Raw genomic sequence first — 26596 nt, 5'->3', positions numbered from 1 at the left:
TTATTCATGTAACCTAAAGATTTCATCAATCTTACCATCTATACATGCTTCAAATTATAAATTGTTTTTATTTATCGTTATCATACTCCTTAGAGTACACTCCAAGTCAATCATTATGACTTTTGATTCCTAATGAATTTATACAAGATAACAACTAGTTATTATCTCTATATTAGGAACTAATAATCTCTTTATTTCGAACTTTTATACGTAACTTTTAAAATCATTTATGATATTTCATAGATATTAACCATGCTGTAAATTATCAATTAAAATTTCTAAATTCATGTCGATATATTTATTTTTATGAGTTAACAAATAAAAATAACGTTCTATATTGAGCGGTGTTATATCTAATACTTGATAATCTGTAGGAGTTAACGTGGATTTTGAAACTATTGCAAAACCATTCCCCGCATGAACCATGTGCTTGATCAATGTCGTATTATTAATTTCTACTAAATATGGTTTTAATCCCAATTCAGACAAACCAATTTCTTGGTACACTCTTGTACCTGAACCTCTTTCTCTAATAAAGCATGTATTACGATTTGATGGTTTAGATTGATTACGTATAAGTACCATTTCATCCTTGGCAATGCGCGTGCTATTTATCATGTGATCTTGAATTTCTTTTTCTACTATACCTAAATCAATTGTATTATTTTTTATATTTTCAATCATTGTTTCAGAATTATCTAACCTTACATGTATATGTAAATCAGGATATTGTGAAGCTAAATCTGTTAAATGCTGCGACAGCTTATATTCACCATAGGTGTAACTACTACCAACAGTTAATTCTCCTGCCACTTTATTCGGTTGGTCCTTTAAATCATGCCAAAGTTCCGCTTCCAGTTGTTCACGATTTAATGCATATCGAAAAATTTTTCTACCATCATTAGTCAGATTCATCTTACTATGATTAAACTCAAATATTTTTATATCATATCTTTTTTCTAAACGTTTGATATCTCTACTAATTGATGGTTGTGAAGTATATAAATTTTCTGCTGCTTTAGTGAAACTCTGTGCTTTCACTACTTCTGTTAACACTTTATATGGATCCATAGTCTCACCTCTATCGCTATATTCCAGATATATTATAACACTTTTGTTATAAGCAACATACATAATATATATTTAACGTTATAGATATATGGTGCTAGACTTTTTATTAAGGAGGCGCATTCAAATGAAATCTATTAATAATAAATCATTTTATTTAGGACTACTATTCACATTGATTATCACAGTTATTAGTTTATTGTGTGCTCAGTTACCATTACTGAATAATGTTGGTGCTTTATCAATTGCCATTTTAATCGCTATCGCCTATCGACATTTTAAAGGTTATCCAGAAACATACCGTTCTGGCATTACCTTTTCTTCCAAACGATTATTAAAATTAGCGATTATTTTATATGGTTTAAAGCTAAATATAAATGACATAATTGGCAACGGCAGTCATTTATTAATCATAGATTGTGGTGTGATTATATTGAGTATTGTATTTATTCTATTAATTAATCGCCTTATCAAAGGTGACCGGAGTCTTACTTTACTTTTAGGTATTGGAACTGGAATATGCGGTGCAGCAGCAATCGCAGCAGTTGCACCAATTCTTAAATCCAAAGAAGAAGACACTGCAATCAGCATTGGTATTATAGCCTTAATTGGTACTGTTTTTTCATTAGGTTACACCTTAATATATTCTCTATTTTCAATATCCCCACAAATCTATGGTGCGTGGTCTGGTGTAAGTCTACATGAAATTGCACATGTGATTTTAGCAGCTGATTTTTCTGGTGAAACTGCTTTAAAAATAGGTTTATTAGGAAAATTAGGCCGCGTATTCTTACTAGTTCCTGTGAGTATTATCTTGATTATTATAATGAAAGTGAAAGATAAATCTACTAATCATGCTCAGCGTATTGACACACCGTATTTTTTAATCGGTTTTATACTAATGGCAATCATAAACACCTATATAAATATTCCAACGGAAATCATGAACGTTGTTAACTTTCTAACTACTATTTGTTTACTTATGGCAATGGTAGCATTAGGCCTTAATGTTTCTTTAAAAGATTTAAGACACCGGGCATTCAAACCTTTGATTGCTATCATTATTACATCTATTTGTTTATCAGTATTTACATTTTTACTTGTTAACATTATTTATTAAACGCACTATCCCTTCCCTCTTAAATCACAATTTCCAAAAAAATCCCCTTGACTCTAATTGAGTTCAAGGGGATTTATATTAAAATATTTTATATTATTATGCAGTTACCCATTGTGAAGCACCAGCTGTGTTATATAATTTAACTGCTGCTGCATCTTGTACTGATTCAGGTGCTTCTGTTGGAGATACACCTTGATATTGTGCAGGTGCTACTGAATCCCAAGTACTTTGTAAGAATTGATACTTACCTGCTGCACCTGTTGATGGGTTAACAGCTTTTAAGTCTCCACCTGATTCACGTTGAGCAATTTGTTGTAAATGAGAATTTACATTTACTGATGAACCAGTTGATTCTTCACTACTTGAATTATTTGTTGATTGTTGTTGTGTAGTTGCTTCTTGTTGAGTTGATGATTGTTGTGTAGTTGCTTCTTGTTGTGGTTGTTGAGTTTGTTCAGTTTGTGGAGCTGCTTCTTGTTGCGGTTGTTGAGTTTGTGCTGCTTGATCTGATGTATTTGAGCTATCTCCTGAACCTTCACCGTAACTCCATGTAAAGTTTTCACCGTCTGATTTAAAGTTATAGTTTACACCGTCTTGCGTAAAGTTATAGTTATATGAACCTTCTTGAATTGGAGATTCATTTAATTGTTGTGGATTTGATTGAGCTAATTGTGCTAATTCTGCTTTATTAATTCCTTGTTCAGCAGCGTCCGCTGAGTTTCCTGCTGCTACTCCTGTTACTCCAAGACCTACTGCTAATGTTGATGCGATTAATGTTTTTTTCATTTTCAAAAATTCCTCCTATAAGGTAATTAGTTATTTGATTAATTTGCTAGTTACACTCTAACATCTATAAAAGGGTCGTAGGTTACAGTGAGGTGAAAAAAACAGGCACAAGTTTACATCCTAATTACATAAAATTTCCTCAACTACACAGCAAATAAAGTTCAAAATACTTTCATGCCAACTCTAATTGCTTACATTCTAGGATAGTGCATTGTAATATTTGTGTAATATGTAAATAAAATAATCTTCTTTTACTTTTTTAAAAAACTAATATGAAAGTACGGAATTTTCAATAGAAATAATATTCCACTATATAAAAATGAATAATTAAAAATACCATCTCTTTTTAGAAATGGTATCTTAATTTATCTATGATAATGCAATTTTGATATGTGCTAAATGATGAGATTGATGCCATGATAATTTCGCAATTGTTTCACCAACTGATATTGGTCCTTCTCCAATTAATGAAAAAGTTCTATTAATTTGTTGTTCTTTTAACGTTCTACCAACTGCTACAATTCTTTTATTTAAACCATCTAATAACTGCACAGATATTTGAACCGGCAAGTCATTATCTTTAGTTTGTATCCATTCATCTTGATTAAATGGTACTACTTTAGGATTATCATCTGTTAATGCCAGCTTTAATCTTTGATACATATTTAATTGTGAATCAGCTATGTGATGCACTAGTTCTCTTACATTCCAACTTCCTTCACGATACTTTTTCTGTAAAGCATCTTCATCTAAATCTATTACGGTTGCTCGTAAATCTTCTATATAATGTTCTATTTCATTTAACCATTCATCTATATGGCGTAATGTAATTTTATCTGGTAATTCTAATGCACCTATTGGAAATCTGACATCCATTATAAACACCCCTCACACTTATTCGCTGTTATTATTGTCTTCCCTACATACATCAATTATATACATTTAATGATATTGATTACAATTTTAATAAAAAAACTGGACCATAATGGTCCAGTTTAAGTACTTTATTATTCATTTTCTTTGTTAGTTTTTCTTCTTCTAAACAATAATAATGAACCAAATGCTGCGAATAGAGATCCAAATAAAGTAGCATTATTATTCTTATCTTCACCAGTATCTGGTAATTCTTTATCAGAATCTGAGTCACTGTCCGCGTCGGAATCACTGTCCGCGTCTGAGTCTGAGTCGGCATCTGAGTCAGAATCTGCATCTGAATCTGAGTCGGCATCAGAGTCACTGTCCGCGTCTGAATCAGAATCTGCATCGGAATCACTGTCCGCATCTGAGTCAGAGTCTGCATCTGAGTCACTGTCCGCATCTGAATCTGAGTCCGCATCTGAGTCACTGTCCGCATCTGAGTCTGCATCCGAATCACTGTCTGCGTCTGAATCACTATCGGCATCAGAATCACTGTCTGCGTCTGAGTCAGAGTCGGCATCTGAGTCACTGTCCGCATCTGAGTCTGCATCCGCATCTGAGTCACTGTCCGCATCTGAGTCTGCATCCGAATCACTGTCTGCGTCGGAGTCACTGTCCGCGTCTGAATCACTATCGGCATCAGAATCACTGTCTGCGTCTGAATCGCTGTCTGCATCTGCATCCGAGTCACTATCTGCATCTGAATCACTGTCCGCATCTGAGTCTGAGTCGGCATCTGAGTCACTGTCCGCGTCTGAGTCGCTGTCTGCATCTGAATCAGAGTCTGCATCCGAATCGCTGTCCGCATCTGCATCTGAGTCACTGTCCGCGTCTGAATCGCTGTCGGCATCGGAGTCACTGTCCGCATCTGAGTCAGAGTCTGCATCCGAATCACTGTCTGCGTCTGAATCACTATCCGCATCTGAATCGCTGTCTGCGTCTGAATCACTGTCTGCGTCTGCATCACTGTCGGCATCTGAGTCACTATCCGCATCTGCATCACTGTCGGCATCTGAGTCACTATCCGCATCTGCATCACTGTCTGCGTCTGAATCTGAGTCCGCATCTGCATCTGAGTCACTGTCCGCGTCGGAATCGCTGTCGGCATCTGAGTCTGCATCGGCATCTGCATCCGAGTCACTGTCTGCATCAGAATCACTGTCGGCATCTGCATCTGAGTCCGCATCTGAATCGCTGTCGGCATCCGAGTCACTGTCCGCGTCTGCATCACTATCTGCGTCTGAATCTGAGTCAGCGTCTGAGTCACTGTCCGCGTCTGAATCGCTGTCGGCATCTGCATCCGAGTCACTGTCCGCGTCTGAATCGCTGTCCGCATCGGAGTCTGAATCTGCATCTGCATCTGCGTCAGCATCACTTTCGCCATCTCCACCAGCAGAACCATTCTTAACTATATTTTCATTATCCCAATAATATGAACTTCTAGAGTTTCCATAGTAATCTGTATTTGTTTCTATTACACGCGTCTTAACATTTTTTCCACTGTCGTCATAATGACCATCAACTACAATTACATACGTTTTATTGATGTTTCCAAAGTTAAATGTAATAGTGTTATCACCATTATCTCGTACATACGGTAAAACATCATTTGTTACATCTATATAATTAGAACTATTTGGATCGATATAATAACTATCTGTCAATTTTGATGCGTCAACTACTTCATAAATTTTAAATTGTGTAGCATCTCTGTTTAATAACGTACTACTTTGTGTTGGATCATCATGATAACCTTGTAGCGTGACATTAGTATTGTAGATGTAATTTCCTTTTGGATTAACATAAATCGTTTGTTGATACTCGTTTGCACCTGATTTTGTATCAATTTCAGTAATAAATGATGTTACATTTGCGCCATAACTTCCTGGTTGTCCTTGAACTGGATTACCATAATTAATATTGATATTAGAATTGTAAGTTTCTCCTGCCATATCAAAAGTTAAGTCGTAATTACCACTTTCAGGCGTGTTTTTTCTATCTGTAAAAATTGGCAAAGCATAGTAGCCACTGATATTTTCTTTATCATTAACATAACTTGTGAATGTATATGTACCCACTTTAGTTTCTGTATTATATGTTCCAGTCGCTAATACATCGCCATTAGCATTTGTTATTTTTGGTAAAACCATTGTATTATTCAAATTTGAATAATCAATATCACCATCAGCTGTTAGATTATGAGGCAATACAAATGTGAAGTAGTCGCCTTCTCTAACTGTCCCTTCTACCTTAAATGTAGCATTCATATTTGAATATCCGCTGTTATTTGGATAGAGATCTTTTGAATCAAAGGTAAAGTTATCGACGTTTACTTTATCATTAACATTAGTGCCTACAGCTTCTGCTGCCATTACTTGATTAGTTGGTTCTGCACTTCTTAAGCTTGTAGTAGTTGCTAAATTTTTATTTGTTTTCGGTGCTTCTGTTGTTTTAGCTTCACTTGATGCTACTGTTTTTTCTTCTGTTACTTCAGTTTCTTTTGGTGCTACTGCTTTTTCTTCTGTTGCTTCAGTTTTACTTGGTGCTACTGCTTTTTCTTCTGTTGCTTTAGTTTCATTTGATGCTACTGCTTTTTCTTCTGTTGCTTCAGTTTCACTTGGTGCTACTGCTTTTTCTTCTGTTACTGCAGCAGTATTAGTTGTAGTCGTATTTGCTGTATCATTGTTCGAATTTGCTTGTGTAGATTGTTTATCGTTGTTGCTATCTGTAATTTCATCTGCTTTAGCTTCTTGTCCTAGACCAAATAAAAGTGTTGCTCCAACTAAAATAGATGCTGTCCCTACTGTAAAACGACGAATTGAATATTTATTTAACCTGTTTGGAATGAATCCGTATTTTTTATTCAAAAGATCTCCTCCTTTTCCAAATATGATTATACAACATAATTCTAAAATTAAAAGACTTCTTACAATAAAAAATTTGTTTTTCTAGAATTTAGTATTATAATGTTGTAAGGCAATATAAATTTTATTTGTTTTCATTTTAAAAATCTTATTACACTTATACAAAAACAAAAGAACCACAACTGCAAAATCAGGTGTGGTTCTGTTTATAAATATATTATTTAATTTATCTATTATTTAAAATGGATTTTTGTTTAACCATTGACCACCGTCCATTGTAATACACTCACCATTAATATAACTCGCATGTTCTGAGAATAAAAAGTATGCTAAATTGGCTATTTCATCTACTTGGCCCATTCGTCCAATTGGTACGCTTTCTAACGTTTGTTGTCTAGCATCTTCTGAAAGTGTTAGCCTTTTAGCACCACCTGTATTTTCTATTGGCCCTGGTGCAATTGCATTGACACAAATACCATATTTTGATCCCCATTCAACAGCTAATGTTCTCGTCATAGCTAATACACCTGCTTTTGCACTAGCAGAATGCACAACACCTGGTCCTGCACCCCATGCATATGTAGCTACCATGTTCAGTATTCTTCCAGGATAATTATTTTCTATCCATACTTTTCCCACGGCTTGTGTGCAATACCAAGTTCCATTTAATACTATATCTACTACTGAGTTCCATGCATTTTTAGATAAATCTTCTGCCGGACAAATAAAGTTTCCTGCTGCATTATTTACCAAACCATCTATTTGACCAAATTGTTTTAATGTTTTATCAACAGTATATTGAACACGTTCAGGATCTCTTACATCCATATCAATACATAATATTTGGCCATCAAATTTTTCTATTTCTAATTTAGTTTGCTCTAGCTTTTCAAGCGAACGTCCGGTAATAACTACTTTCGCTCCTTCTTCCGCAAATTTCTTCGCCATTGCTTTCCCCATGCCACTGCTGCCACCTGTTACAATCATTACCTTATCTTCCATAAGATATTCCCCCATCTCTCATAAATCACGCCACTTAAGTAAACGCTTACAAAAATATGTGACTTAATACTATTTTGGTACTCACGTACCCTTTTTAAAGGTATTAAATCGTTTGAAAAATAAAAACATTTACTCATAATCAGGTAAAGTAATACATAAATAAATTGTGTGCGTTTGTTTTAAATATTTTTTATACTTACTACAATGTTTTATTGTATAATTTAAGTAATATACAAATGGAGGTTCAATTATTCAATGTATGTAAAGGAAATCGCAGAAATAGTAAAAGGTAGATTGATGGATGCAGTTGGTCAAGAAAATCATATCATCAATGATTTTGAAACTATATATGGTTTTGTAAAAAGTAAAAATACAGCCTATTTTTCACCTAATAAAGTGACATGGGCTAAGGAATTAGGCAGAAGCAAGAATGCCCCTGAAGGTAATGACTTAATCGATAAGTCTAATGGAAATATTGGATTAATTATTACTGAAAATTATGTAGAAGGTATGGAACATAACGTGCCACAATTAATTGTGGACGATTCTGTTAAAGCGCTCAAAACTTTAGCCATTCATATTCGAAATCAATTCCATAACCCAGTCATTGCAATAACTGGATCTATGGGCAAAAGTTCAACCAGAATGTTAATTAGTTCATTACTACAAGATTATCATGTATTAGAAAATCGAGGAAACAATAATATAAGAGCCGCAATTTACGCTAATATGTTAAAGCTAATTAAAAACCCAGATTATGCAGTTATTGAAACTTCTTTGAATGCAATTAATAATAAAGAAAATACTGCAATTTATTTACGACCAGATATTGCAATCGTAACGGGTATTGGAGCTGCTCATTTCTCTACTTTCCAATCGTTAGAACAAATTGCTGAATTAAAAGCGCGTATTTTCAAAGGATTAAATCACAACGGTATCGCTATTATTAATGGGGAAACAATGTTTGCAGATTATTTAAAGGATAAAGCATTAGAATCCACGCAAAATGTACTTACTTACCATAAAGAACATACTGCGGATTCAGATTTTTCTCCTGAATTCATTCAATACCATAAAGGATACATTGAACTAGGATTAGATGAAATACAAGGTATAGAGAAATATAAATTGAACACGATCAGTGAGGGAATGGTTTCAAATGCATTAGCTGCCTTTTTAACACTTAAAGAATTACATTTACCTATTAATTCTGAATATGTAGAATCATTTAAGCCATTTTCAAAAATCTTAGCTATGAAACCAATCAAAACATTATCTCATAATGTCACACTAATTGATGATACTCACAATGCATCATTACCTGCCATGATTAATGCAATACATGCATTTAATAGTCAAACTCAATTTTTTACGGGCAATAAAATTATCGCCTTAGGTAAAATAAATGACTTGGGGCACAAATCTGCCGAAGTTCACGCAGAATTAGTAGATGTTTTAACTCATTCTAATGCAGATTACATACTTTGTTTAGATAATGACTTACGCCCAGTTGTAAACAAAATTCGAAATAAACATATCACATGGTATCCAAATAAAGACTTATTAATGAATGATTTAATGCATCTTTGTAATGAAGATTCACTTGCATTACTGAAATCTTCAAGTGGTGGTACTGAATTCCCAGAAATAGCTAAGGCATTGCCACAACGTTTAACGCATTTTGAACTTGCCGATAATTTTGGTGATATTTTTGAAGAAATGAGCCATCTTGGTCAGAGCTATATGATTATTGATAATAAAACTAACGACATCATAAGTTCACACAACGTGGAACAGTCGCAAACTATCGAAGGTATGGGACCATTATTATATTACCTCAAGGCCATGGACGATAAATTAGATAATGAGACGATTACGATGCAAGAATGGGTTACAAATAATGATAAACATTATACTGGCAAACAAACTGATTTGTTTACATTACTAGAAAGCATGACCTTATCACCACACCCTTCTGAAACATATGAACTGGTAGATTACTTATTTAAAAACTTTGCTAATCGTAAACGTTATACTGAAGCATTGATTTCAAAATTTGACCTTTCTAATTCTATCGCAATCAATTTAACCGGTAGATTCCGAGTGAAAGAACGTCAATGTTACTCTGTTTTAGATTTATTTAAATTATACAAGGCCTATAAATATGATTTGTTTAAATTTAACAATATGTTCATTCTTGGTTTAAATTATAAAAGTGGCTTTATTAGAGGTGCTGAACAAACAATTATCTTTACTTCATATACAGATTTAGAAGAACTAAAAGCAAAAATTAAATTTTAAGGAGGTTTAACAATGACTAGCACTATAGAAATTTCTATTATTATACCGTTGTATAATAGGGCAAATGGTATACAACGGTTGTTACATAATCTTTCTTTACAATCTTTTGATATGAATCGTGTTGAGGTTATCATTTCAGATGATAAATCTACAGATAATTCATTAGACGTTGCGAAAACCTTTGTTAATCAGCTTCCTAATTTAATTATTCTAGAAAGCGATGTTAATTCTGGCGGCGCTTCAGTTCCGAGAAATAAGGCCCTTGATATTGCTAAAGGTAAATGGATACTCTTCATTGACTCAGATGATTATATTACAGAGTATTCATTAGCCGATGCCATAGCCACAGCAAATAAATCTCAAGATGATATGGTTTGCTTACCATACTTTAGAGCTAAAAATAGTAACAGACCATTAAGTCGGTCGGCATTCTACTCTCCCTCTACAATAAGTAATCTTAAATTTGAAGATACAAAATTATATAATAGTTTAAACGTTATTGGTAAATTAATTAAACGCGATATTATAGAACAACATCGTATAAGATTTCCTGAAAACATTCGCGTTAGAGAAGATAATTGGTTCTTAATGCAGGTTTATAGTGTAGTTAATTCTATTTCTATATTAGGTTATGAAAAAAATTATTACTTTTATGAACAACAAGACGAAGTCGCATTAACAAATACAAAGACGCCTCCAAGAGATGCAGTCAAAATATATATTGCTGTTTATGATTTCGTAAAAAGTCGAACACAATTATCAAATGAACAAAAAATCAATTACTTAACAATATTTTTAAATCGCTATACAAATATGATAAAAAGAGGGAAACACGCACCCGTACGCTTTTTCAATCACACTAAACCAACACTATTAAAAGTGCTTAGAAATCAATATGTAGATGATAATACAATCGAGTTTATTGAAGACTTATTCTTAGGTAAATATGACATTGCTAATTAACAATACCATTTTCACATTACCAAATAACCTAAAGTCATATTACTTAAAAAATTATATCCGATTTCAAAAAAAGAGTTCATCCACAATATTTACGGATGAACTCTCTTTTTATTAATAAATCTTATAATTAAGGTGTATTGCTTTATTCTAAAAAAAATTATTTTTATTACTTTCAGTCATAATAAGTATTAAACTTTAACAAATGCATAATACATTTTCATTAAAAAAGATGACCAATATATTTGTAAATATAAATTGCCGCAATCACAAGCGGAGCTATAAACATTAATGTCTTATACTTCTTTTTTTCTGGCTTTTCTTCTGCTTTGCCTTGCTTTCTATCCTCTAAATACTGGAGTAATTCTGCTTCAATCTCTTTGTCTATTGCGCTTTTTTCAGGCTCATTTGTTTCACTTTTTTCATGATTTGATTGTTTTAGCTCATCTGTATGTTTATTGTTTTCAGTCATACTATCATCCTCAAAATCGAATTATTACTTAATTTTAATTAGAAGGTTTAAATGCCTTTTGATATTGTACATAACCAGATACATAGTGCTCTATATCATCAATACGCACACGATATCCATGGTGTTTGATGAAGAAACTATTTAATATTCTAGCAGGATTTTTAAAGTACATGCCAATTTCTGGATAGAAGAAACCAGTTCTTTCATAATCAGCTCGAATGTGAATTGTTTTCATAAATTTTTCTTCATCTAGTAATTCTTCTACAATATGATTATACCCAGTTTCTTTTGCCTTTTTAACTAAATGGTATGTTGCCATAAGCATTTCCAAGAATGTAGGATATGTCGTCTCACGCTGTTGCATATAATCTAAATAACCACTTACGTTTTGTATACCAAAACGGTAATATTTCTCTGCAGGTTCAATTTGAACTAATTCATTTGTACAATAGCCTAACCAGTGATCATGATATTTCCAGTAGTCATTTGCGATAAAATGTTCAAATAATAATTTCACTGTTTCTAACCATTGTGGATTTTGGTCAATTTGATACAAACGTAATAATGCCAATGCTGCTTCCCCGTCATAGTATACAATACGGTTTGCTTCTTTAACTGTTAACTCAGGATAGTTTAATACGTGCACCGTTTCACCAGTATTTTGATTAATCATATTAAATATACCTTTTGCGACACTTTGTGCAGCACTTAAATATGATTTATTTCCCGGGTTAACTTTTAGATATTCACATATAGCAAAGATAAAGGCTGCATTTTGGCCTAATTTTATCTCATTCATATCATTAGTATCATCAAAAATATATCCTGCATTATCCTTCTCATATAGATAATGACGCATTAAATACTCTATTGCCTTTTCCGCTGTTTTAACATCCTTATTTAAATAAGTTAAACCTTCAATTAATGCATAAGTAGATGAAGAGTGACGTAAGTTATTGTAGAAATTTATATTTTTGTCAAAATGCGGGAAATAACCATAGATGTACTTACCATTTTCTTGCATCATACCATTTAAAAAATCTACGCTGCGATCAATCAATTTATCAATTTCTGTATGTAGATTATCAACTTTTCTTAAGCCCCTAGTTAGTCCTCTATCACCTAGTTCAAAAACGTCATTTTCATCTAGAATAAAGCCTTGAGTATAAAACTTTGTTATCTCTTTACCTTGATAAGAGTCTATTGTGAATGCTTTCTTTTGATTTGTATATTTTCTTAAATAATTGTTGATATTATCCTCTGACAAAATAAATTCACCTTTTACTTTTTTCGATGGACGAACAAAAGCATTAACATTAATTTCTTCCGGTAAAAATGTCAGATTCCAAAATTTATCGAGCGCAATACCATAATCAATATAATTTCTACGTCGCTCAATGAGATGATGAACGACTTGATCAAATAATATATTTTCAGTTTCAGTTACTAAATCTACTTTGACCCATTTTGCTTGTTCTCCAGATTTTTTATAGAATTTTTGACATTGTTTTAAGATATCTCGTTCTAAATACCTTGGATTTTTAAGCAACTTTACATTCGCTTTAATGTTTGGCTTTCCTAAACTTAAAAAAGCATATTGAAATGAGATTTGAGACTTCTCAATGTGATTTACAAGTTTTTTTATCCTACTTTCAATATTCATTTATTAACCTTCCACAATTAAATGTATAATCTATTTATGAATTAACCTTTTAAGTTTCAAACAATTTATTATGTATATAATATAACACAAATTTATTTGCTTATTTCAAAAAATAAGCCGGACCTTAAGGCCCGGCCTAACATTAATAATAATTATTATTTGTCTTCATTCTTTTTATTACGTCTTCTGAACAATAATAATGAACCAAGTGCTGCGAATAATGAACCGAAGATAGTACCGTTTTGGTTAGTCGTTTCACCTGTATCAGGTAAAGATTTGCTATCTTGTTTTCCATTATCTTGTTGATCATTATTTTGGCTATTGTCATTAGAAGTAGTATCGCTATTTGAATTATTATTAGAATTCATGTCTGTATTTGAACCACTATTTGCATCTACATCGCTACCTGTATTTGCATTTGATTCGTTGTCTGCGTCTGAATCTGCATCCGCGTCTGAGTCACTATCTGCGTCTGAATCTGCATCAGCATCCGCGTCTGAGTCACTATCTGCGTCTGAATCTGCATCAGCATCCGCATCTGAGTCGCTATCTGCGTCTGAATCTGCATCAGCATCTGAGTCACTATCTGCGTCTGAATCTGCATCAGCATCCGCGTCTGAGTCACTATCTGCGTCTGAATCTGCATCAGCGTCCGCATCTGAGTCGCTATCTGCGTCTGAATCTGCATCAGCGTCCGCGTCTGAGTCACTATCTGCGTCTGAATCTGCATCCGCATCCGCATCTGAGTCACTATCTGCGTCTGAATCTGCATCAGCGTCCGCATCTGAATCTGAGTCTGCATCTGAGTCACTGTCTGCGTCTGAATCTGCATCAGCATCCGCGTCTGAGTCACTATCTGCGTCTGAATCTGCATCAGCATCCGCATCTGAGTCGCTATCTGCGTCTGAATCTGCATCAGCATCCGCGTCTGAATCTGCATCAGCATCCGCGTCTGAGTCACTATCTGCGTCTGAATCTGCATCAGCATCCGCGTCTGAGTCACTATCTGCGTCTGAATCTGCATCAGCGTCCGCGTCTGAGTCACTATCTGCGTCTGAATCTGCATCAGCATCCGCATCTGAGTCACTATCTGCGTCTGAATCTGCATCAGCGTCCGCATCTGAATCTGAGTCTGCATCTGAGTCACTGTCTGCGTCTGAATCTGAGTCTGCATCTGAATCTGAGTCTGCATCTGAGTCGCTGTCCGCATCTGAGTCAGAGTCCGCATCTGAATCTGAGTCTGCATCTGAGTCACTGTCTGCGTCTGAGTCAGAGTCCGCATCTGAGTCACTGTCCGCATCTGAATCTGAGTCCGCATCTGAATCAGCGTCCGCATCTGAGTCACTGTCTGCGTCTGAGTCACTGTCCGCATCTGAATCTGAGTCCGCATCTGAGTCACTGTCTGCATCTGAGTCAGAGTCTGCATCTGAGTCGCTGTCCGCATCTGAATCAGAGTCCGCATCTGAGTCACTGTCTGCGTCTGAGTCAGAGTCTGCATCTGAGTCACTGTCTGCGTCTGAGTCAGAGTCTGCATCTGAGTCACTGTCTGCGTCTGAGTCAGAGTCTGCATCAGCATCGGCATCTGCGTCACTATCATCAACAACTATTGCTGATCCTTCGTCTGATACATTACCTGCGTCATCTGTTTCAACTGCTGTGACTTCATCACCATTATTTAATTCTGTACCTTCTGGTACGTCTACGCTCCAGCTTCCATCTTCACCGACTGTACCTGTTCCTGTTGTGCCATCTGGGAATGTTACAGTAATTGTATTTCCAGGTTCACTTCCAGTTCCAGTTACTGTATCTGATCCTGCTTCTGGGACGTTTACTGTTGGTGCTTCTGGTGCTGTTGTGTCTACAACCGTTGCTGTACCTTCGTCTGATACATTACCTGCGTCGTCTGTTTCAACTGCTGTGACTTCATCACCATTATTTAATTCTGTACCTTCTGGTACGTCTACGCTCCAGCTTCCATCTTCACCTACTGTTCCTGTTCCTGTTGTGCCATCTGGGAATGTTACAGTGATTGTATTTCCTGGTTCATCTCCTGTTCCAGTTACTGTATCTGCTCCTGCTTCTGGGACATTCACTGTTGGTGCTTCTGGTGCTGTTGTATCCACAACTGTTGCTGTACCTTCGTTTGATACATTGCCTGCGTCGTCTGTTTCAACTGCTGTGACTTCATCACCGTTATTTAATTCTGTACCTTCTGGTACCTCTACACTCCAGCTTCCATCTTCACCTACTGTTCCTGTTCCTGTTGTGCCATCTGGGAATGTTACAGTGATTGTATTTCCTGGTTCATCTCCTGTTCCAGTTACTGTATCTGCTCCTGCTTCTGGAACATTCACTGTTGGTGCATCTGGTGCTACTGTATCTGCTCCCACTGTTACTGGCACTTGGATGTGATCTGTTGTGCCATCTGGATATGTTACCGTTACATCTACTTGTGATGTACCTGGTGTTGTGCCATCTGGTAATTGTGTTGGATCATCCACTGTAATTGTTGGTTGTTCTTCATCCGCTGGGTATCCAGGAACTGTTACTGATCCTGTCACATCGTCTGAAGTTGTTGCTTCACCGTATGGTTTTTCTACACCTGGTGATGTTGGTTCATAAGCATCATTATCTGCTTGTTCACCCACTGTTACTGGTACTTGGATATGATCTGTTGTGCCATCTGGATATGTTACCGTTACATCTACTTGTGATGTACCTGGTGTTGTGCCATCTGGTAATTGTGTTGGATCATCCACTGTGATTGTTGGTTGTTCTTCATCCGCTGGGTATCCAGGAACTGTTACTGATCCTGTCACATCTTCTGAAGTAGTAGCTTCACCGTATGGTTTTTCTACACCTGGTGATGTTGGTTCATAAGCATCATTATCTGCTTGTTCACCCACTGTTACTGGTACTTGGATGTGATCTGTTGAGCCATCTGGATATGTTACTGTTACATCTACTTGTGATGTACCTGGTGTTGTGCCATCTGGTAATTGTGTTGGATCATCCACTGTGATTGTTGGTTGTTGTCCATCTGTTGGATATCCAGGAACTGTTACTGCACCTGTTACATCGTCTGAAGTTGTTGCTTCACCATATGGTTTTTCTACACCTGTTGTTGTTGGATCGTAGTTACGTGTTTCTAATACTTTTACTACGAAAGAATCTGCTGCAACATCATTACCACCTGAAACGATAACGGCAGTGTAAATGTCACCTTCTTGAGCAGTATCTGGTACTACAAATGTAGCTTGTTGTTCCCCATCTTCAAGTGATGTGATATCGCCAGTTTGTTGAACAACATTACCATCTTTATCTCTCCACTCAATGTGTGTTGGTAATGGTGATAATTTTGTACCTGTTAAATCAATATGAACTTCGTCGCCAGCAATTGCTGGTTTATCAGTATTATTGAAATCTATAATTTCAATACCTAAATCAGTTGTAGGTACTAATGCAAAGTTCACGTTATACCACATTGGATTTTGAACTAAGTTTTGCGCTGGAGCTGTTTGTGGTGTCCATGATAAATTACTATTTGGTTTTCTAAATTCAGGACTAGTATATGATGAGTATGAACTTACTACTTCACCATCTGGATTCATAACATAACCATAGATGTAATCGTCATCCAAAGTACCTGATGGGAAACGTAATGTATATCTACCATCTTCATCAGTTTCACCATAAACTGTAGCTGAAATATATTCCGGATGATCAGTTAATAATGTTTTTGCAGCATCTGCTCTTTCTGATTCTGGTAAGCTCTCAACTTGATCTTTATATGCTTGCGCACCTTCTGCAGTTAATGATGACATTACAACTGTATAACCAGCTGCTTCTGGATCATCGATATTATTATTTGGTCCAGTACCTGAGTTTGCTCTATCCCCAGCACCTGTCTCGAACCAAACTTGACCTGAAATACTGTTTTTCGCACTTAATGATACTGATGGCGCGCTTAATGGACCTTCTGTATCATGAATCCACTCTGAACGGTCAGTCGTCATGTATCCACCTTCAGGTTCAATACCCATATAGATACCTGTACGTTGCATGTTGACACCAATTAATGGGAATTGTCCTAAGTTTGAGCTTGTCACAGAGTTAACATATGAACCTGGGAAGAATCCACCAGCTTGACGAATCATAGTCGCCGTATTACCATTTGCTGTTTGGAAATCTTCAATCCATAAACGGTAATATTGTCCATCATTAGCAGTATATAAATGATGTGTACCGTAAGCATCTGTCCATCCATCTCTTAAGTCAAATGCATATGCACCTGGGCCTACTTGAGAACCGTCTAAATCACTTAATTGGTTAGTCGTTTTAGCTACATAAGTTGGTGATACTGCACCGTCTTTATCAATCCATTGTAAGTAAACATTAGTACCTTCTGGCACTGCTGTTAAACCGTTAGACATTGTAGAAGGTGTCCCTTTATCTACAATCCATGCACGACCTGACAAAGTATTTGCAGCATTTGTAGCGTCAGTTGCTGAATTAATGTAACCATTCGCTATTGCATCTGCTTCAATAATTTGTGAATTATTAGTTGTAGCTAATGTTGTCATTTGGTCATTTGCAGCTAATGTAATTGCTTCTTCATTTTGAGGAGCAACTCTAGCAGCAGTTGCTAATGTAGTATTTGCATCTTGCGCGTTAGCTAATTGATTAATCAATGCAAATTGTAATTCTTGTGAAGTTAAGTTGTCTGAATCTAAGTTCAAATTGCTAACTGCTTGTTCTGCATCACTTTCTGATACATTAGCAGCTTGTGCATAATATTCTACTGCTGATTTTTCGTCAGTAACCTTTGTGATATCAGCATCATTTGAAGTTACATTTACACTGTCTGCAGTAGTTTTTTGTGAAGCTGGTGCTTCTGTTGTTACTTCTTCTTTTGTACTTTCTTCAGCTTTTGGTGCTTCTGTTGTTACTTCTTCTTTTGTACTTTCTTCAGTACTTGGTGCTTCTGTTGTTGTTTCTTCTTTTGTACTTTCTTCAGTACTTGGTGCTTCTGTTGTTGTTTCTTCTTTTGTGCTTTCTTCAGTACTTGGTGCTTCTGTTGTTGTTTCTTCTTTTGTGCTTTCTTCAGTACTTGGTGCTTCTGTTGTTGTTTCTTCTTTTGTGCTTTCTTCAGTACTTGGTGCTTCTGTTGTTGCTTCTTCTTTTGTACTTTCTTCAGTACTTGGTGTTTCTGTTGTTACTTCTTCTTTTGCGCTTTCTTCAGTACTTGGTGCTTCTGTCGTTGCTTCTTCTTTTGTACTTTCTTCAGTACTTGACTCTTCTGTTGTTGGTTGTTCAGCTGTTGCTTGTTCTGTAGTTTCTACCCCTGTGTTTGCTGTTTCAGAAGAAGGCTGATCAGATTCGTTTGAGCTACTTGTAGCTCCTTCTTCTGTTTTAGCATCTTCAGCTGCTTTCGCTTCATCATGCGCTGCGCCAAAGATTAGTGTTGCACCAACTAAAATTGATGCTGTCCCTACTGTAAATTTTCGAATTGAGTATTTGTTATTGATGTTCGGCAAAAAATCATATCTTTTCGACTTTCTCACTTATCAAAAATCCTCCCTAATCACTTGTTTTAAAAAGAATAATTACCCTTTGAGAATAAGATATCATCAAACTAAATTTTGCGCAATCTAAATTTAGAATAATAGAAAAAAATTAAAATAGTAACTAACATTTATTTACATTAGTTTAACATTCTCTTTAAAATTAATTGTAATTGTATACAATTCCACATCTTATATTTTGGATGAAATAAATAATTTCAATATTAAACTTAAAAAATTATAGCGAATATTAGATATTTTATAATTACAATATTTATTACCTAAACCTTTATATACCAACTTCTAATTACATTCATCACAATAATGTACATTAACTCCGCATTCTTTTGTGCCTAACACTTGTACAACTCTTGGATGACCTGTGCTAAATTTAAACCAATCACAACGTAGGAGGTGTCGAATATTCAATCCGAAAATTTAAGCCTTATAACTGAAATGGCCAATAATCCGAATGTTAAAGGCAAAGAATTAGAACAAAAATTTAATATTTCTCGGAGACAACTTGGTTATCGCATACAAAAGATAAACGATTGGTTAATTGAACAAGATTATCCTGAAATTGAACGTACGAGCCAAGGTTTTTTTATCGTAGATGAAAAGGTAAAACAGTGGATTAATGTCCCCACAACAATTAAGTCTACAAACGAGGACCACTTTTACACTTCTGAACAACGTGCTTATCTCATTTTATTAATACTATTTAGAGAAGATGAATTACTTTCGTTAAATCATTTTTCAATAGATTTACAAGTTAGCAAAAACACAGTTCTCAATGATTTGAAACGAACAAAGCAACTACTCACTTCCTATAATATTGAACTGAAATATACTAGGCAGGATGGTTATTACTTAAAAGGGCAGGAATTCGAACTTAGGAATTTACTTACTGCACTTATTGACAAAGTGTTTCAATTAAATATTTCTAAAGAAATGATTCTAAAGTGCCTTAATTTATCTGAAAACGATTTGGTAACAATTGATGAGCAAATAAGTAAGATTGAACAATATTTGGAAAATAAATTTATCGATCAAAGTACTGCAACATTGCGTTACAAACTGTTTTTGATCATTAATCGAATCCAACATAACAAAGTGGTTCACCCATTCTCTATAGAATATGAGGCACTTTCGGATACAGAAGAATATCAAGCTACAGAAATTCTCATTTCAGAACAACATGATATTCCAAGGCAAGAAAAGTTATTTATCACCTTACAATTATTGTCTACAAGCGTACAGTGGTCGGATGTAAATGATGCAGCCTATTTGCCAGATTTAAAAAATGCATTACAAGAAATGATAGCTCAATTTGAAAAACTTACATTTATCACTTTCGAAGACAAACAAGGTCTCATTAATCGTCTAATGTTGCATATGAAGCCAGCATTTTACAGAATCAAATATTCACTTTCTGATATCGATAGTTTACAGAATAATCTGAAAGAGGATTATAAAGAATTGTTTCATCTTGTAAAAATTTCATCAAAACCTATGGAAGCGATATTAAAGCAACCTATTCCGGATAATGAAATTGCCTATCTGACCATATTGATTGGTGGGACACTTAGAAACCAAGATGAAGATATTGATAGCAAAGTAAAGGCGGTTGTAGTTTGTACTCAAGGTACTTCAATCTCCCAATTGATGTTACAAGAGTTGCGTAATGTATTTCCTGAATTTATTTTCCTTGATGCTTTATCTTTACGTGAATTTAACCATTATGCATTAGATTTTGACATTGTATTTTCTCCAATGCATATCGACACTGATAAAAAATTGCATATTACAAAAGCCATGTTAACAACTCGAGAAAAGCAAGAACTACGGCAACATGTTTTAGGGCAACTCAATAATTCATTTGAGACCGACGTTCAAATCGATCGATTGTTATCTACTATTAGAAAACACACTGAGATTCATGATGAATCTGCACTTATCGATGATATGAAGGCGCAATTTAACGAAATGAATACCTATTCATCAATTAATGCCTCATCTGTTTCAATAAATAACTTGATAAATTTAGAAGATTTAATCACACATAAGCATATCCAATTTATGCCACATGTCGACGATGTTAACGAAGCAATACAGTTAACCGCTTCTCCATTAATTGAATACGGTTATGTAGATCCAAGTTATATCAAACAGATGATAGAAAGCTTTGATGATACTTATATGGTCATTAATCAAAGCATTGCTATTCCTCATGCTGAAAACAAAAGTAATGTTCATCGAACCTGTATGAGCATGTTGATATTAGAAGAGCCTATCAAACTCAGCACGAATCATGAGGTTCATATCTTTGTTGTGATTGCAGCAACTGATAAATTCAAGCATTTACGTCCATTATTACAACTTCGTGATTTGGCACAAGATCAGACAAGTATTGAACAAATTTTAAATTCTAGTACTAAAAAAGCTGTGACTGAAATAATACACAGTTTTTCAAATATAGATTGATAGAGAGGTGATGACTATGATGCAAGATATAAAGATTGATGCCGCTAATATCATCATTGATTTAGAAGCCAGTCAAAGTGAAGAAGCATTAAAGAAGTTATCTAATTTAATGTATGACAACGGTGACGTAAAGTCATCTTATCCAAACGCCATTATAGAAAGAGAAAAATCCTTTGCTACTGGTTTACCAACTGTACCCTATGCTGTAGCAATACCACATACAGACATTCAACATGTAAATGATAAATCGATTGGCATAGCTGTACTGAAGGATACCGTGCCATTTGTCATCATGGGAGAGTTAGAGGAAACAACCGAGGTAAAGTTAATTTTCATGCTTGCTATGGATAAAGAGGCAGCGCAGTTATCCTTATTACAAAAATTAATGGGTATTTTTCAAAATCAACAAACATTAACCACACTAGTCAACGCAAAAAACGAGCAAGATATTGTGACATTAATCAAATCAGAATTAAGTGACTAAATATATCAAAAATTAAAATAGCGTATGATGTACGCAAATCAGGAGGAATTTATTATGAAACAAGTATTAGTAGCATGTGGTGCAGGTATTGCAACGTCAACTGTAGTCAATAACGCAATTGAGGAAATGGCAAAGGAACACAACATTAAAGTAGATCTAAAGCAAATTAAAATTTCTGAAGTCGGTGCATATGTTGACACAGCAGATTTATTAGTAACGACTGCAATGACTCAAAAAGAATACGATTTCCCAGTTATCAATGCAAGAAACTTTTTAACTGGCATTGGTGTTGAAGATACTAAGCAAGAAATTTTAGCTGCTTTAAAGAGCTAACAAGATCAATACGATTTAAATAATCCGTGAAGATAAAATCTACTGCATTACTATAGTCTTTATCTTCACGTCATTTCAAACCAAAGAGGATGGTGTAAAGATGAGTGGATTTGTAGATTTTATAAAAGCATTTCTCGATTTAGGAGCGACAGTTATACTCCCAATCGTCATATTTTTATTGGGCTTATTTTTCAGACAAAAAATTGGAGCCGCATTTAGATCCGGCTTAACGATTGGTGTTGCATTTGTAGGAATATTCTTAGTTATCGACCTACTCGTTAAGAATTTGGGTCCTGCAGCTCAAGCTATGGTGAAAAACTTAGGAGTAAGTCTTCATGTTATTGATGTAGGTTGGCCAGCAACATCGTCTATCGCATGGGCTTCAGTGATTGCAGCATTTATCATTCCTTTAGGCATTATTATCAACATAGTCATGTTAGTTACTAAAACGACGAAAACAATGAACGTAGATATTTGGAATTTCTGGCATTATACATTCTGTGGTGCGATGGTTTATGCCATTTCTGGTAGTATTTGGCAAGCATTAGTAGCAGCCGCAATATTCCAAATTGTTTGCTTAAAGGTAGCAGACTGGACTGCACCAATGATGAGTGAATTTTATGACTTACCAGGTGTTTCGATAGCAACTGGTAGTACGATCTCATATGTGCCAGGTATCTTTTTAGTAAAAGGTATACAAAAGATTCCCGGCTTAAATAAATTACATGCCGATCCAGATACCATTCAAAAACGTTTCGGAGCCTTTGGTGAATCAATATTTGTCGGCCTAGTACTCGGATTACTTATCGGTATATTAGCCGGTTATGATGCAGGTAAAGTTATTAACTTAGGTATGTCTATGGCAGCGGTTATGGTGTTAATGCCTAGAATGGTAAAAATTCTAATGGAAGGGCTTATGCCAGTATCTGAATCTGCTCGAAATTGGTTAAACAAACGCTTTGGAGATAGAGAAATACACATTGGTCTCGATGCTGCTGTTGCACTAGGTCATCCAGCAGTGATCGCTACTGCATTAATTCTAGTACCAGTCACAGTATTATTGGCTGTTATATTACCAGGCAATAAAGTATTACCATTTGGTGACTTAGCGACCATTCCGTTTATCGTTGCATTTATTGTTGGTGCTGCAAAAGGTAACATCATTCACTCTGTCATTGTCGGTGCTATCATGATTGCGATTTCACTCTATATTGCTACAGACATAGCTCCTATTTTCACAAGTATGGCAGATGGTACTAACGTGAAAATGCCATCTGGCTCTTCACAAATTTCAAGTTTAGACCAAGGTGGGAACATCCTAAACTATATAATATTCAAGTTCTTTAGCTTATTTAATTAAATAAATTCGGAGTTGATATAACTATGAAAGCACTCGTTAAAACAAAACCTGGATTTGGTAACTTAGAATTGTTAGATCGACCTATCCCTAGCCCTAACTCAAATGAAGTAAAAATAAAGGTCCACTATGCTGGTATTTGTGGTACAGACGTCCACACATATGAAGGCCATTATAAAGTAAACTTTCCAGTCACGTTAGGCCATGAATTTTCAGGTGAAATCGTAGAAATTGGCGATAATGTACAAAACTTCAAAATCGGTGACCGCGTTACATCTGAAACGACATTCTATATCTGTGGAGAATGTGAATATTGTCAAACTAAAGATTATAACCTTTGCAAACATAGAAAAGGATTAGGTACTCAACAAAATGGCGGATTCACCAAGTACCTAGTTGCGAGAGCAGATAGCGTTCACACATTACCTGACAATGTCAGCTATCGAGCCGCTGCCATGACTGAACCATTGGCGTGTGCCTACCATGCAGTTTCAAAAATCAAAGTATCTCAAGGAGATATTGCAGTCGTCATGGGACCTGGCCCTATCGGACTATTAGTAGCCCAAGTCGTTAAAAGTAAAGGTGCAACTGTTATTATAACTGGATTAGATAATGATCAAGAAAGATTAGATAAAGCCAAAGCACTTCACCTCAATCATGTCGTGAACATCCAGCATAATGATTTAAAGCAATATGTAGACAACATTACAAATGGATATGGCGCAAATATCGTTTTAGAATGTTCAGGTGCTGTACCAGCAGCAAAACAAGGTTTAGACATACTTCGGAAGAAAGGCGCTTATGTTCAGGTCGGTATATTTAAAGACTCTGAAATACCATTCGATTTAGATAAAATTATTCAAAAAGAAATCCGTGTTGTAGGTAGCAGAAGTCAAAAACCAGCAGACTGGGAACCTTCATTGCAATTATTAAGTTCTGGCGCAGTCAATGCCGAAACACTAGTTACAACAGAACTCGATATTAGCCAATGGGAGGAAGGCTACCAGCATATTAAAGGTGGAGACGGCATTAAAGTCTTACTACGTCCTATAGATTAGTAACTACTAGTTAAAGCTATCACAACAATTTAGCTATATAATAAGGAAGTTTTTAACAAGATAACATACTAAAATATTGCTCATCCAGTATAAAGGAGTTGAGAAAATGACTGAAACACTCTTAGATTTCATGCTTGGACCAATGCGAGGTATCACCGATTTTTATATGGAACATTTATTAGTAAATAACGTCATTGTACTGTCCTTGTATTTCATAGCTAGATTATTTAAAAAACGCAAAGCTACTGCCGAATAATTATATGAAATGGAGATGTGACAATTGAAATCACTTAATTTATATGACATCGAAGATTTACGTTTTGAAGAAATTGACAAACCAGTGATTACATCGCCTACAGACGTTATTATTAAAGTGAAAGCAACAGGTATTTGCGGGTCAGATACTTCTCGTTATAAAAAATTAGGACCTTATCAAAAAGGTATGACATTCGGTCATGAATTTTCAGGTATCGTAGAAAATATCGGTTCACAAGTCACGTCATTAACAGTAGGAGACCGCGTAACCGGCTGTCCTGCTATCGTATGTCATCAATGCGCACAATGCGAACAAGGCAACTATTCTAGATGTGAATCACTTTATGTCATAGGCTCACTAGAACCTGGTTGCTTTGCAGAATTTGTTAAACTACCAATCAGTAACGTTTTAAAATTACCAGACAATGTCGATTTCACTACTGCAGCAATGGTCGAACCTTCAGCAGTAGTTGCACATGGTTTCTACAAGACCAACATGAAACCAGGTGCTACAGTGGCAATTATGGGATGTGGCAGCATAGGTCTGTTAGCTATCCAATGGGCACGAATCTTTGGTGCAAGCCACGTCATAGCAATCGATATCGACAATCATAAATTAGATATTGCTCAAAACTTAGGCGCAGATTTTTGTATTAATAGCCAAACTGATGATATAGCAACCACCTTAGACACCATTCCACATCATATTGATGTAGCAGTCGAATCAGCCGGCGCATTGGCTACAATCGGACCAGTATTAACACTGCCTAAGAAAGGCGGAGAGGTACTACTGCTAGGTATTCCCTACGCCGATATTCAACTATCCCGCAAACAATTCGAAAAAATATTACGTAACGAACTTAACGTCATAGGATCATGGAATGGACTTTCCGCACCATTCCCAGGTAAAGAATGGTCATCAACTTTACATTATATGTCTACAGGTGAGCTGAAAATCGAACCTATCATATCCGATGTATTACCTTTAGAACAAGGACCAGAGACATTTGATGCTTTAGTAAATAAAAAACGCGCTTTCGACAAAGTAATCTTCACCCCTTAAGACTAACCTTAGACTCACCTATTTTGACGCATGCACCGTTAAGCAATTTTAACTATATACAAAAACCACCATCTTGCCCTCTAAATAATGTCTGACCCAAAAAAGTTAGATTTTTAATCCAACCTTTGAGATTCAGTACAAAAATGAGCAAAATGGTGGTTTTTCGTATTATTTATCAAGTTTAAGTATGCCGTCATGCATATAATATACTTTATCGCAATATGCTTTCAATCGTTCATCATGTGTTACTACAATACAAACCTTATTTAATGCTTGTGTCTGTTGTTGTAAAATATTCATTACTTCTAATGCATTATCTGTATCTAATGAAGCAGTAGGTTCATCTGCTAATATGATACTCGGATTTGTATAAAGTGCTTTAGCAATTGCTACACGCTGCTTTTGACCACCAGAAATTTCATTTGGTAATTTATTGGCAATCGATGTAAGCCCCAGCTTTTCTAATAAATTTTGAAAGTCTTGCTCAGCAAGCACATTGATTTTTTGCTTTTTTAACAGAGCAAATTGTTGCTTCACTGTCAAAAAAGGTACAAGATTGGTCGCTTGTAAGACAAAACCAATTTCATTCATACGCACTTTAGCTAACTCCGGTTGCTTCATATGTGTAATCTTTTTACCATTTATAGAAATTTCACCTGATGATGGTGTTTGTAAAGCACCCGCCATAGTTAGAAACGTACTCTTCCCTGAACCAGATGGGCCTACAATGCCAATCACTTCACCCTTATTGAAGGTTATCGTCGTATCTTTAACCGCTTCAATTGTCCTATTGCCATCCTTAAAGGACTTTGTTACTTGTTTAAATTCCAACATTTATGTCACT

Annotated in this window: 19 protein-coding genes; 10 read left to right on the top strand and 9 right to left on the bottom strand. The window is 35.4% G+C overall.

From position 1 onward, the window contains the following. Nucleotides 1–246: 246 nt before the first annotated feature. Nucleotides 247–1071, bottom strand: a complete 825-nt coding sequence (locus ACY191_RS02435; protein ID WP_042739555.1) for a LysR substrate-binding domain-containing protein — start codon at nucleotides 1069–1071, stop codon at nucleotides 247–249. A gap of 124 nt (nucleotides 1072–1195) precedes the next feature. Between ACY191_RS02435 and ACY191_RS02430 the strand changes: the two genes are divergently transcribed. Continuing rightward, complete coding sequence (locus tag ACY191_RS02430) at nucleotides 1196–2188, top strand: YeiH family protein (RefSeq protein ID WP_229366672.1); 993 nt, start codon at nucleotides 1196–1198, stop codon at nucleotides 2186–2188. Between the two features lie 96 nt (nucleotides 2189–2284). Here ACY191_RS02430 and ACY191_RS02425 read toward each other — a convergent pair whose 3' ends face one another. The 4 genes from ACY191_RS02425 to fadH all read right to left on the bottom strand — a co-directional run bounded on the left by ACY191_RS02425 (nucleotide 2285) and on the right by fadH (nucleotide 7758). Then, nucleotides 2285–2974: a transglycosylase family protein gene (locus ACY191_RS02425; RefSeq protein ID WP_229366673.1), complete on the bottom strand. Its 690-nt coding sequence runs from the start codon at nucleotides 2972–2974 to the stop codon at nucleotides 2285–2287. A 369-nt stretch (nucleotides 2975–3343) separates the two neighbouring features. Then, nucleotides 3344–3850 carry a YfiT family bacillithiol transferase gene (locus ACY191_RS02420; protein WP_229366674.1) on the bottom strand — a complete coding sequence of 169 codons (507 nt, stop codon included), beginning with the start codon at nucleotides 3848–3850 and terminating at the stop codon, nucleotides 3344–3346. Nucleotides 3851–3981: 131 nt separating this feature from the next. Then, nucleotides 3982–6759, bottom strand: a complete 2778-nt coding sequence (locus ACY191_RS02415) for a fibrinogen-binding adhesin SdrG C-terminal domain-containing protein (protein ID WP_463269894.1) — start codon at nucleotides 6757–6759, stop codon at nucleotides 3982–3984. A gap of 234 nt (nucleotides 6760–6993) precedes the next feature. Continuing rightward, a complete protein-coding gene (gene fadH / locus ACY191_RS02410) occupies nucleotides 6994–7758 on the bottom strand; it encodes a 2,4-dienoyl-CoA reductase (protein WP_042739551.1) in 765 nt (254 codons plus the stop codon). A 255-nt stretch (nucleotides 7759–8013) separates the two neighbouring features. On the opposite strand from fadH, the gene ACY191_RS02405 reads away from it, so the two are divergent. Both ACY191_RS02405 and ACY191_RS02400 read left to right on the top strand, forming a co-directional pair. Beyond that, entirely contained in the window at nucleotides 8014–10059 is a 2046-nt protein-coding gene (locus ACY191_RS02405) for a Mur ligase family protein (protein WP_229366676.1), read from the top strand. Nucleotides 10060–10071: 12 nt separating this feature from the next. Next, nucleotides 10072–11022 carry a glycosyltransferase family 2 protein gene (locus tag ACY191_RS02400; protein WP_229366677.1) on the top strand — a complete coding sequence of 317 codons (951 nt, stop codon included), beginning with the start codon at nucleotides 10072–10074 and terminating at the stop codon, nucleotides 11020–11022. Between the two features lie 220 nt (nucleotides 11023–11242). Here ACY191_RS02400 and ACY191_RS02395 read toward each other — a convergent pair whose 3' ends face one another. The 3 genes from ACY191_RS02395 to ACY191_RS02385 all read right to left on the bottom strand — a co-directional run bounded on the left by ACY191_RS02395 (nucleotide 11243) and on the right by ACY191_RS02385 (nucleotide 18718). Beyond that, nucleotides 11243–11491 carry a hypothetical protein gene (locus ACY191_RS02395; protein WP_042739548.1) on the bottom strand — a complete coding sequence of 83 codons (249 nt, stop codon included), beginning with the start codon at nucleotides 11489–11491 and terminating at the stop codon, nucleotides 11243–11245. Nucleotides 11492–11525: 34 nt separating this feature from the next. Then, nucleotides 11526–13154 (bottom strand): poly(glycerol-phosphate) alpha-glucosyltransferase, encoded by a 1629-nt coding sequence (locus ACY191_RS02390; RefSeq protein ID WP_042739547.1) that lies wholly within the window; start codon nucleotides 13152–13154, stop codon nucleotides 11526–11528. A gap of 155 nt (nucleotides 13155–13309) precedes the next feature. Beyond that, the gene (locus ACY191_RS02385) at nucleotides 13310–18718 is read right to left on the bottom strand and encodes an Ig-like domain-containing protein (RefSeq protein WP_463269893.1); all 5409 of its coding nucleotides are present in this window, start codon (nucleotides 18716–18718) and stop codon (nucleotides 13310–13312) included. A gap of 414 nt (nucleotides 18719–19132) precedes the next feature. Between ACY191_RS02385 and ACY191_RS02380 the strand changes: the two genes are divergently transcribed. From ACY191_RS02380 to ACY191_RS02350, 7 genes are all read left to right on the top strand, one after another. Beyond that, on the top strand, nucleotides 19133–21202 hold the full coding sequence (locus ACY191_RS02380) for a BglG family transcription antiterminator (protein ID WP_229366679.1): 2070 nt from the start codon (nucleotides 19133–19135) through the stop codon (nucleotides 21200–21202). 19 nt (nucleotides 21203–21221) lie between these two features. Further along, complete coding sequence (locus ACY191_RS02375) at nucleotides 21222–21686, top strand: PTS sugar transporter subunit IIA (protein ID WP_042737912.1); 465 nt, start codon at nucleotides 21222–21224, stop codon at nucleotides 21684–21686. A 54-nt stretch (nucleotides 21687–21740) separates the two neighbouring features. After that, nucleotides 21741–22019 carry a PTS sugar transporter subunit IIB gene (locus ACY191_RS02370; RefSeq protein WP_042737911.1) on the top strand — a complete coding sequence of 93 codons (279 nt, stop codon included), beginning with the start codon at nucleotides 21741–21743 and terminating at the stop codon, nucleotides 22017–22019. Between the two features lie 100 nt (nucleotides 22020–22119). Next, nucleotides 22120–23379 carry a galactitol-specific PTS transporter subunit IIC gene (locus ACY191_RS02365; RefSeq protein WP_229366680.1) on the top strand — a complete coding sequence of 420 codons (1260 nt, stop codon included), beginning with the start codon at nucleotides 22120–22122 and terminating at the stop codon, nucleotides 23377–23379. A 23-nt stretch (nucleotides 23380–23402) separates the two neighbouring features. Then, nucleotides 23403–24434, top strand: a complete 1032-nt coding sequence (locus ACY191_RS02360) for a zinc-binding dehydrogenase (protein ID WP_229366681.1) — start codon at nucleotides 23403–23405, stop codon at nucleotides 24432–24434. A 106-nt stretch (nucleotides 24435–24540) separates the two neighbouring features. Then, nucleotides 24541–24690: a hypothetical protein gene (locus ACY191_RS02355; RefSeq protein WP_162846349.1), complete on the top strand. Its 150-nt coding sequence runs from the start codon at nucleotides 24541–24543 to the stop codon at nucleotides 24688–24690. Between the two features lie 24 nt (nucleotides 24691–24714). Beyond that, nucleotides 24715–25752 carry a galactitol-1-phosphate 5-dehydrogenase gene (locus ACY191_RS02350; protein ID WP_229366682.1) on the top strand — a complete coding sequence of 346 codons (1038 nt, stop codon included), beginning with the start codon at nucleotides 24715–24717 and terminating at the stop codon, nucleotides 25750–25752. Between the two features lie 168 nt (nucleotides 25753–25920). On the opposite strand, the gene ACY191_RS02345 is transcribed toward ACY191_RS02350, so the two are convergent. Beyond that, a complete protein-coding gene (locus tag ACY191_RS02345; RefSeq protein ID WP_107512219.1) occupies nucleotides 25921–26586 on the bottom strand; it encodes an ABC transporter ATP-binding protein in 666 nt (221 codons plus the stop codon). Between the last annotated feature and the right edge of the window lie 10 nt (nucleotides 26587–26596).

Source organism: Staphylococcus sp. TCBT05, from assembly GCF_055179755.1.
Note: the sequence above shows the minus strand (reverse complement) of the source record. Positions and strands in the feature narration are given on the sequence as shown.

Excerpts from the sequence above, each read along its gene's own strand:
- ACY191_RS02435 (WP_042739555.1), bottom strand. The coding sequence starts at position 1,071 with ATGGATCCATATAAAGTGTTAACAGAAGTAGTGAAAGCACAGAGTTTC.
- ACY191_RS02430 (WP_229366672.1), top strand. The coding sequence starts at position 1,196 with ATGAAATCTATTAATAATAAATCATTTTATTTAGGACTACTATTCACA.
- ACY191_RS02425 (WP_229366673.1), bottom strand. The coding sequence starts at position 2,974 with ATGAAAAAAACATTAATCGCATCAACATTAGCAGTAGGTCTTGGAGTA.
- ACY191_RS02420 (WP_229366674.1), bottom strand. The coding sequence starts at position 3,850 with ATGGATGTCAGATTTCCAATAGGTGCATTAGAATTACCAGATAAAATT.
- fadH (WP_042739551.1), bottom strand. The coding sequence starts at position 7,758 with ATGGAAGATAAGGTAATGATTGTAACAGGTGGCAGCAGTGGCATGGGG.
- ACY191_RS02405 (WP_229366676.1), top strand. The coding sequence starts at position 8,014 with ATGTATGTAAAGGAAATCGCAGAAATAGTAAAAGGTAGATTGATGGAT.
- ACY191_RS02400 (WP_229366677.1), top strand. The coding sequence starts at position 10,072 with ATGACTAGCACTATAGAAATTTCTATTATTATACCGTTGTATAATAGG.
- ACY191_RS02395 (WP_042739548.1), bottom strand. The coding sequence starts at position 11,491 with ATGACTGAAAACAATAAACATACAGATGAGCTAAAACAATCAAATCAT.
- ACY191_RS02390 (WP_042739547.1), bottom strand. The coding sequence starts at position 13,154 with ATGAATATTGAAAGTAGGATAAAAAAACTTGTAAATCACATTGAGAAG.
- ACY191_RS02375 (WP_042737912.1), top strand. The coding sequence starts at position 21,222 with ATGCAAGATATAAAGATTGATGCCGCTAATATCATCATTGATTTAGAA.
- ACY191_RS02370 (WP_042737911.1), top strand. The coding sequence starts at position 21,741 with ATGAAACAAGTATTAGTAGCATGTGGTGCAGGTATTGCAACGTCAACT.
- ACY191_RS02365 (WP_229366680.1), top strand. The coding sequence starts at position 22,120 with ATGAGTGGATTTGTAGATTTTATAAAAGCATTTCTCGATTTAGGAGCG.
- ACY191_RS02360 (WP_229366681.1), top strand. The coding sequence starts at position 23,403 with ATGAAAGCACTCGTTAAAACAAAACCTGGATTTGGTAACTTAGAATTG.
- ACY191_RS02355 (WP_162846349.1), top strand. The coding sequence starts at position 24,541 with ATGACTGAAACACTCTTAGATTTCATGCTTGGACCAATGCGAGGTATC.
- ACY191_RS02345 (WP_107512219.1), bottom strand. The coding sequence starts at position 26,586 with ATGTTGGAATTTAAACAAGTAACAAAGTCCTTTAAGGATGGCAATAGG.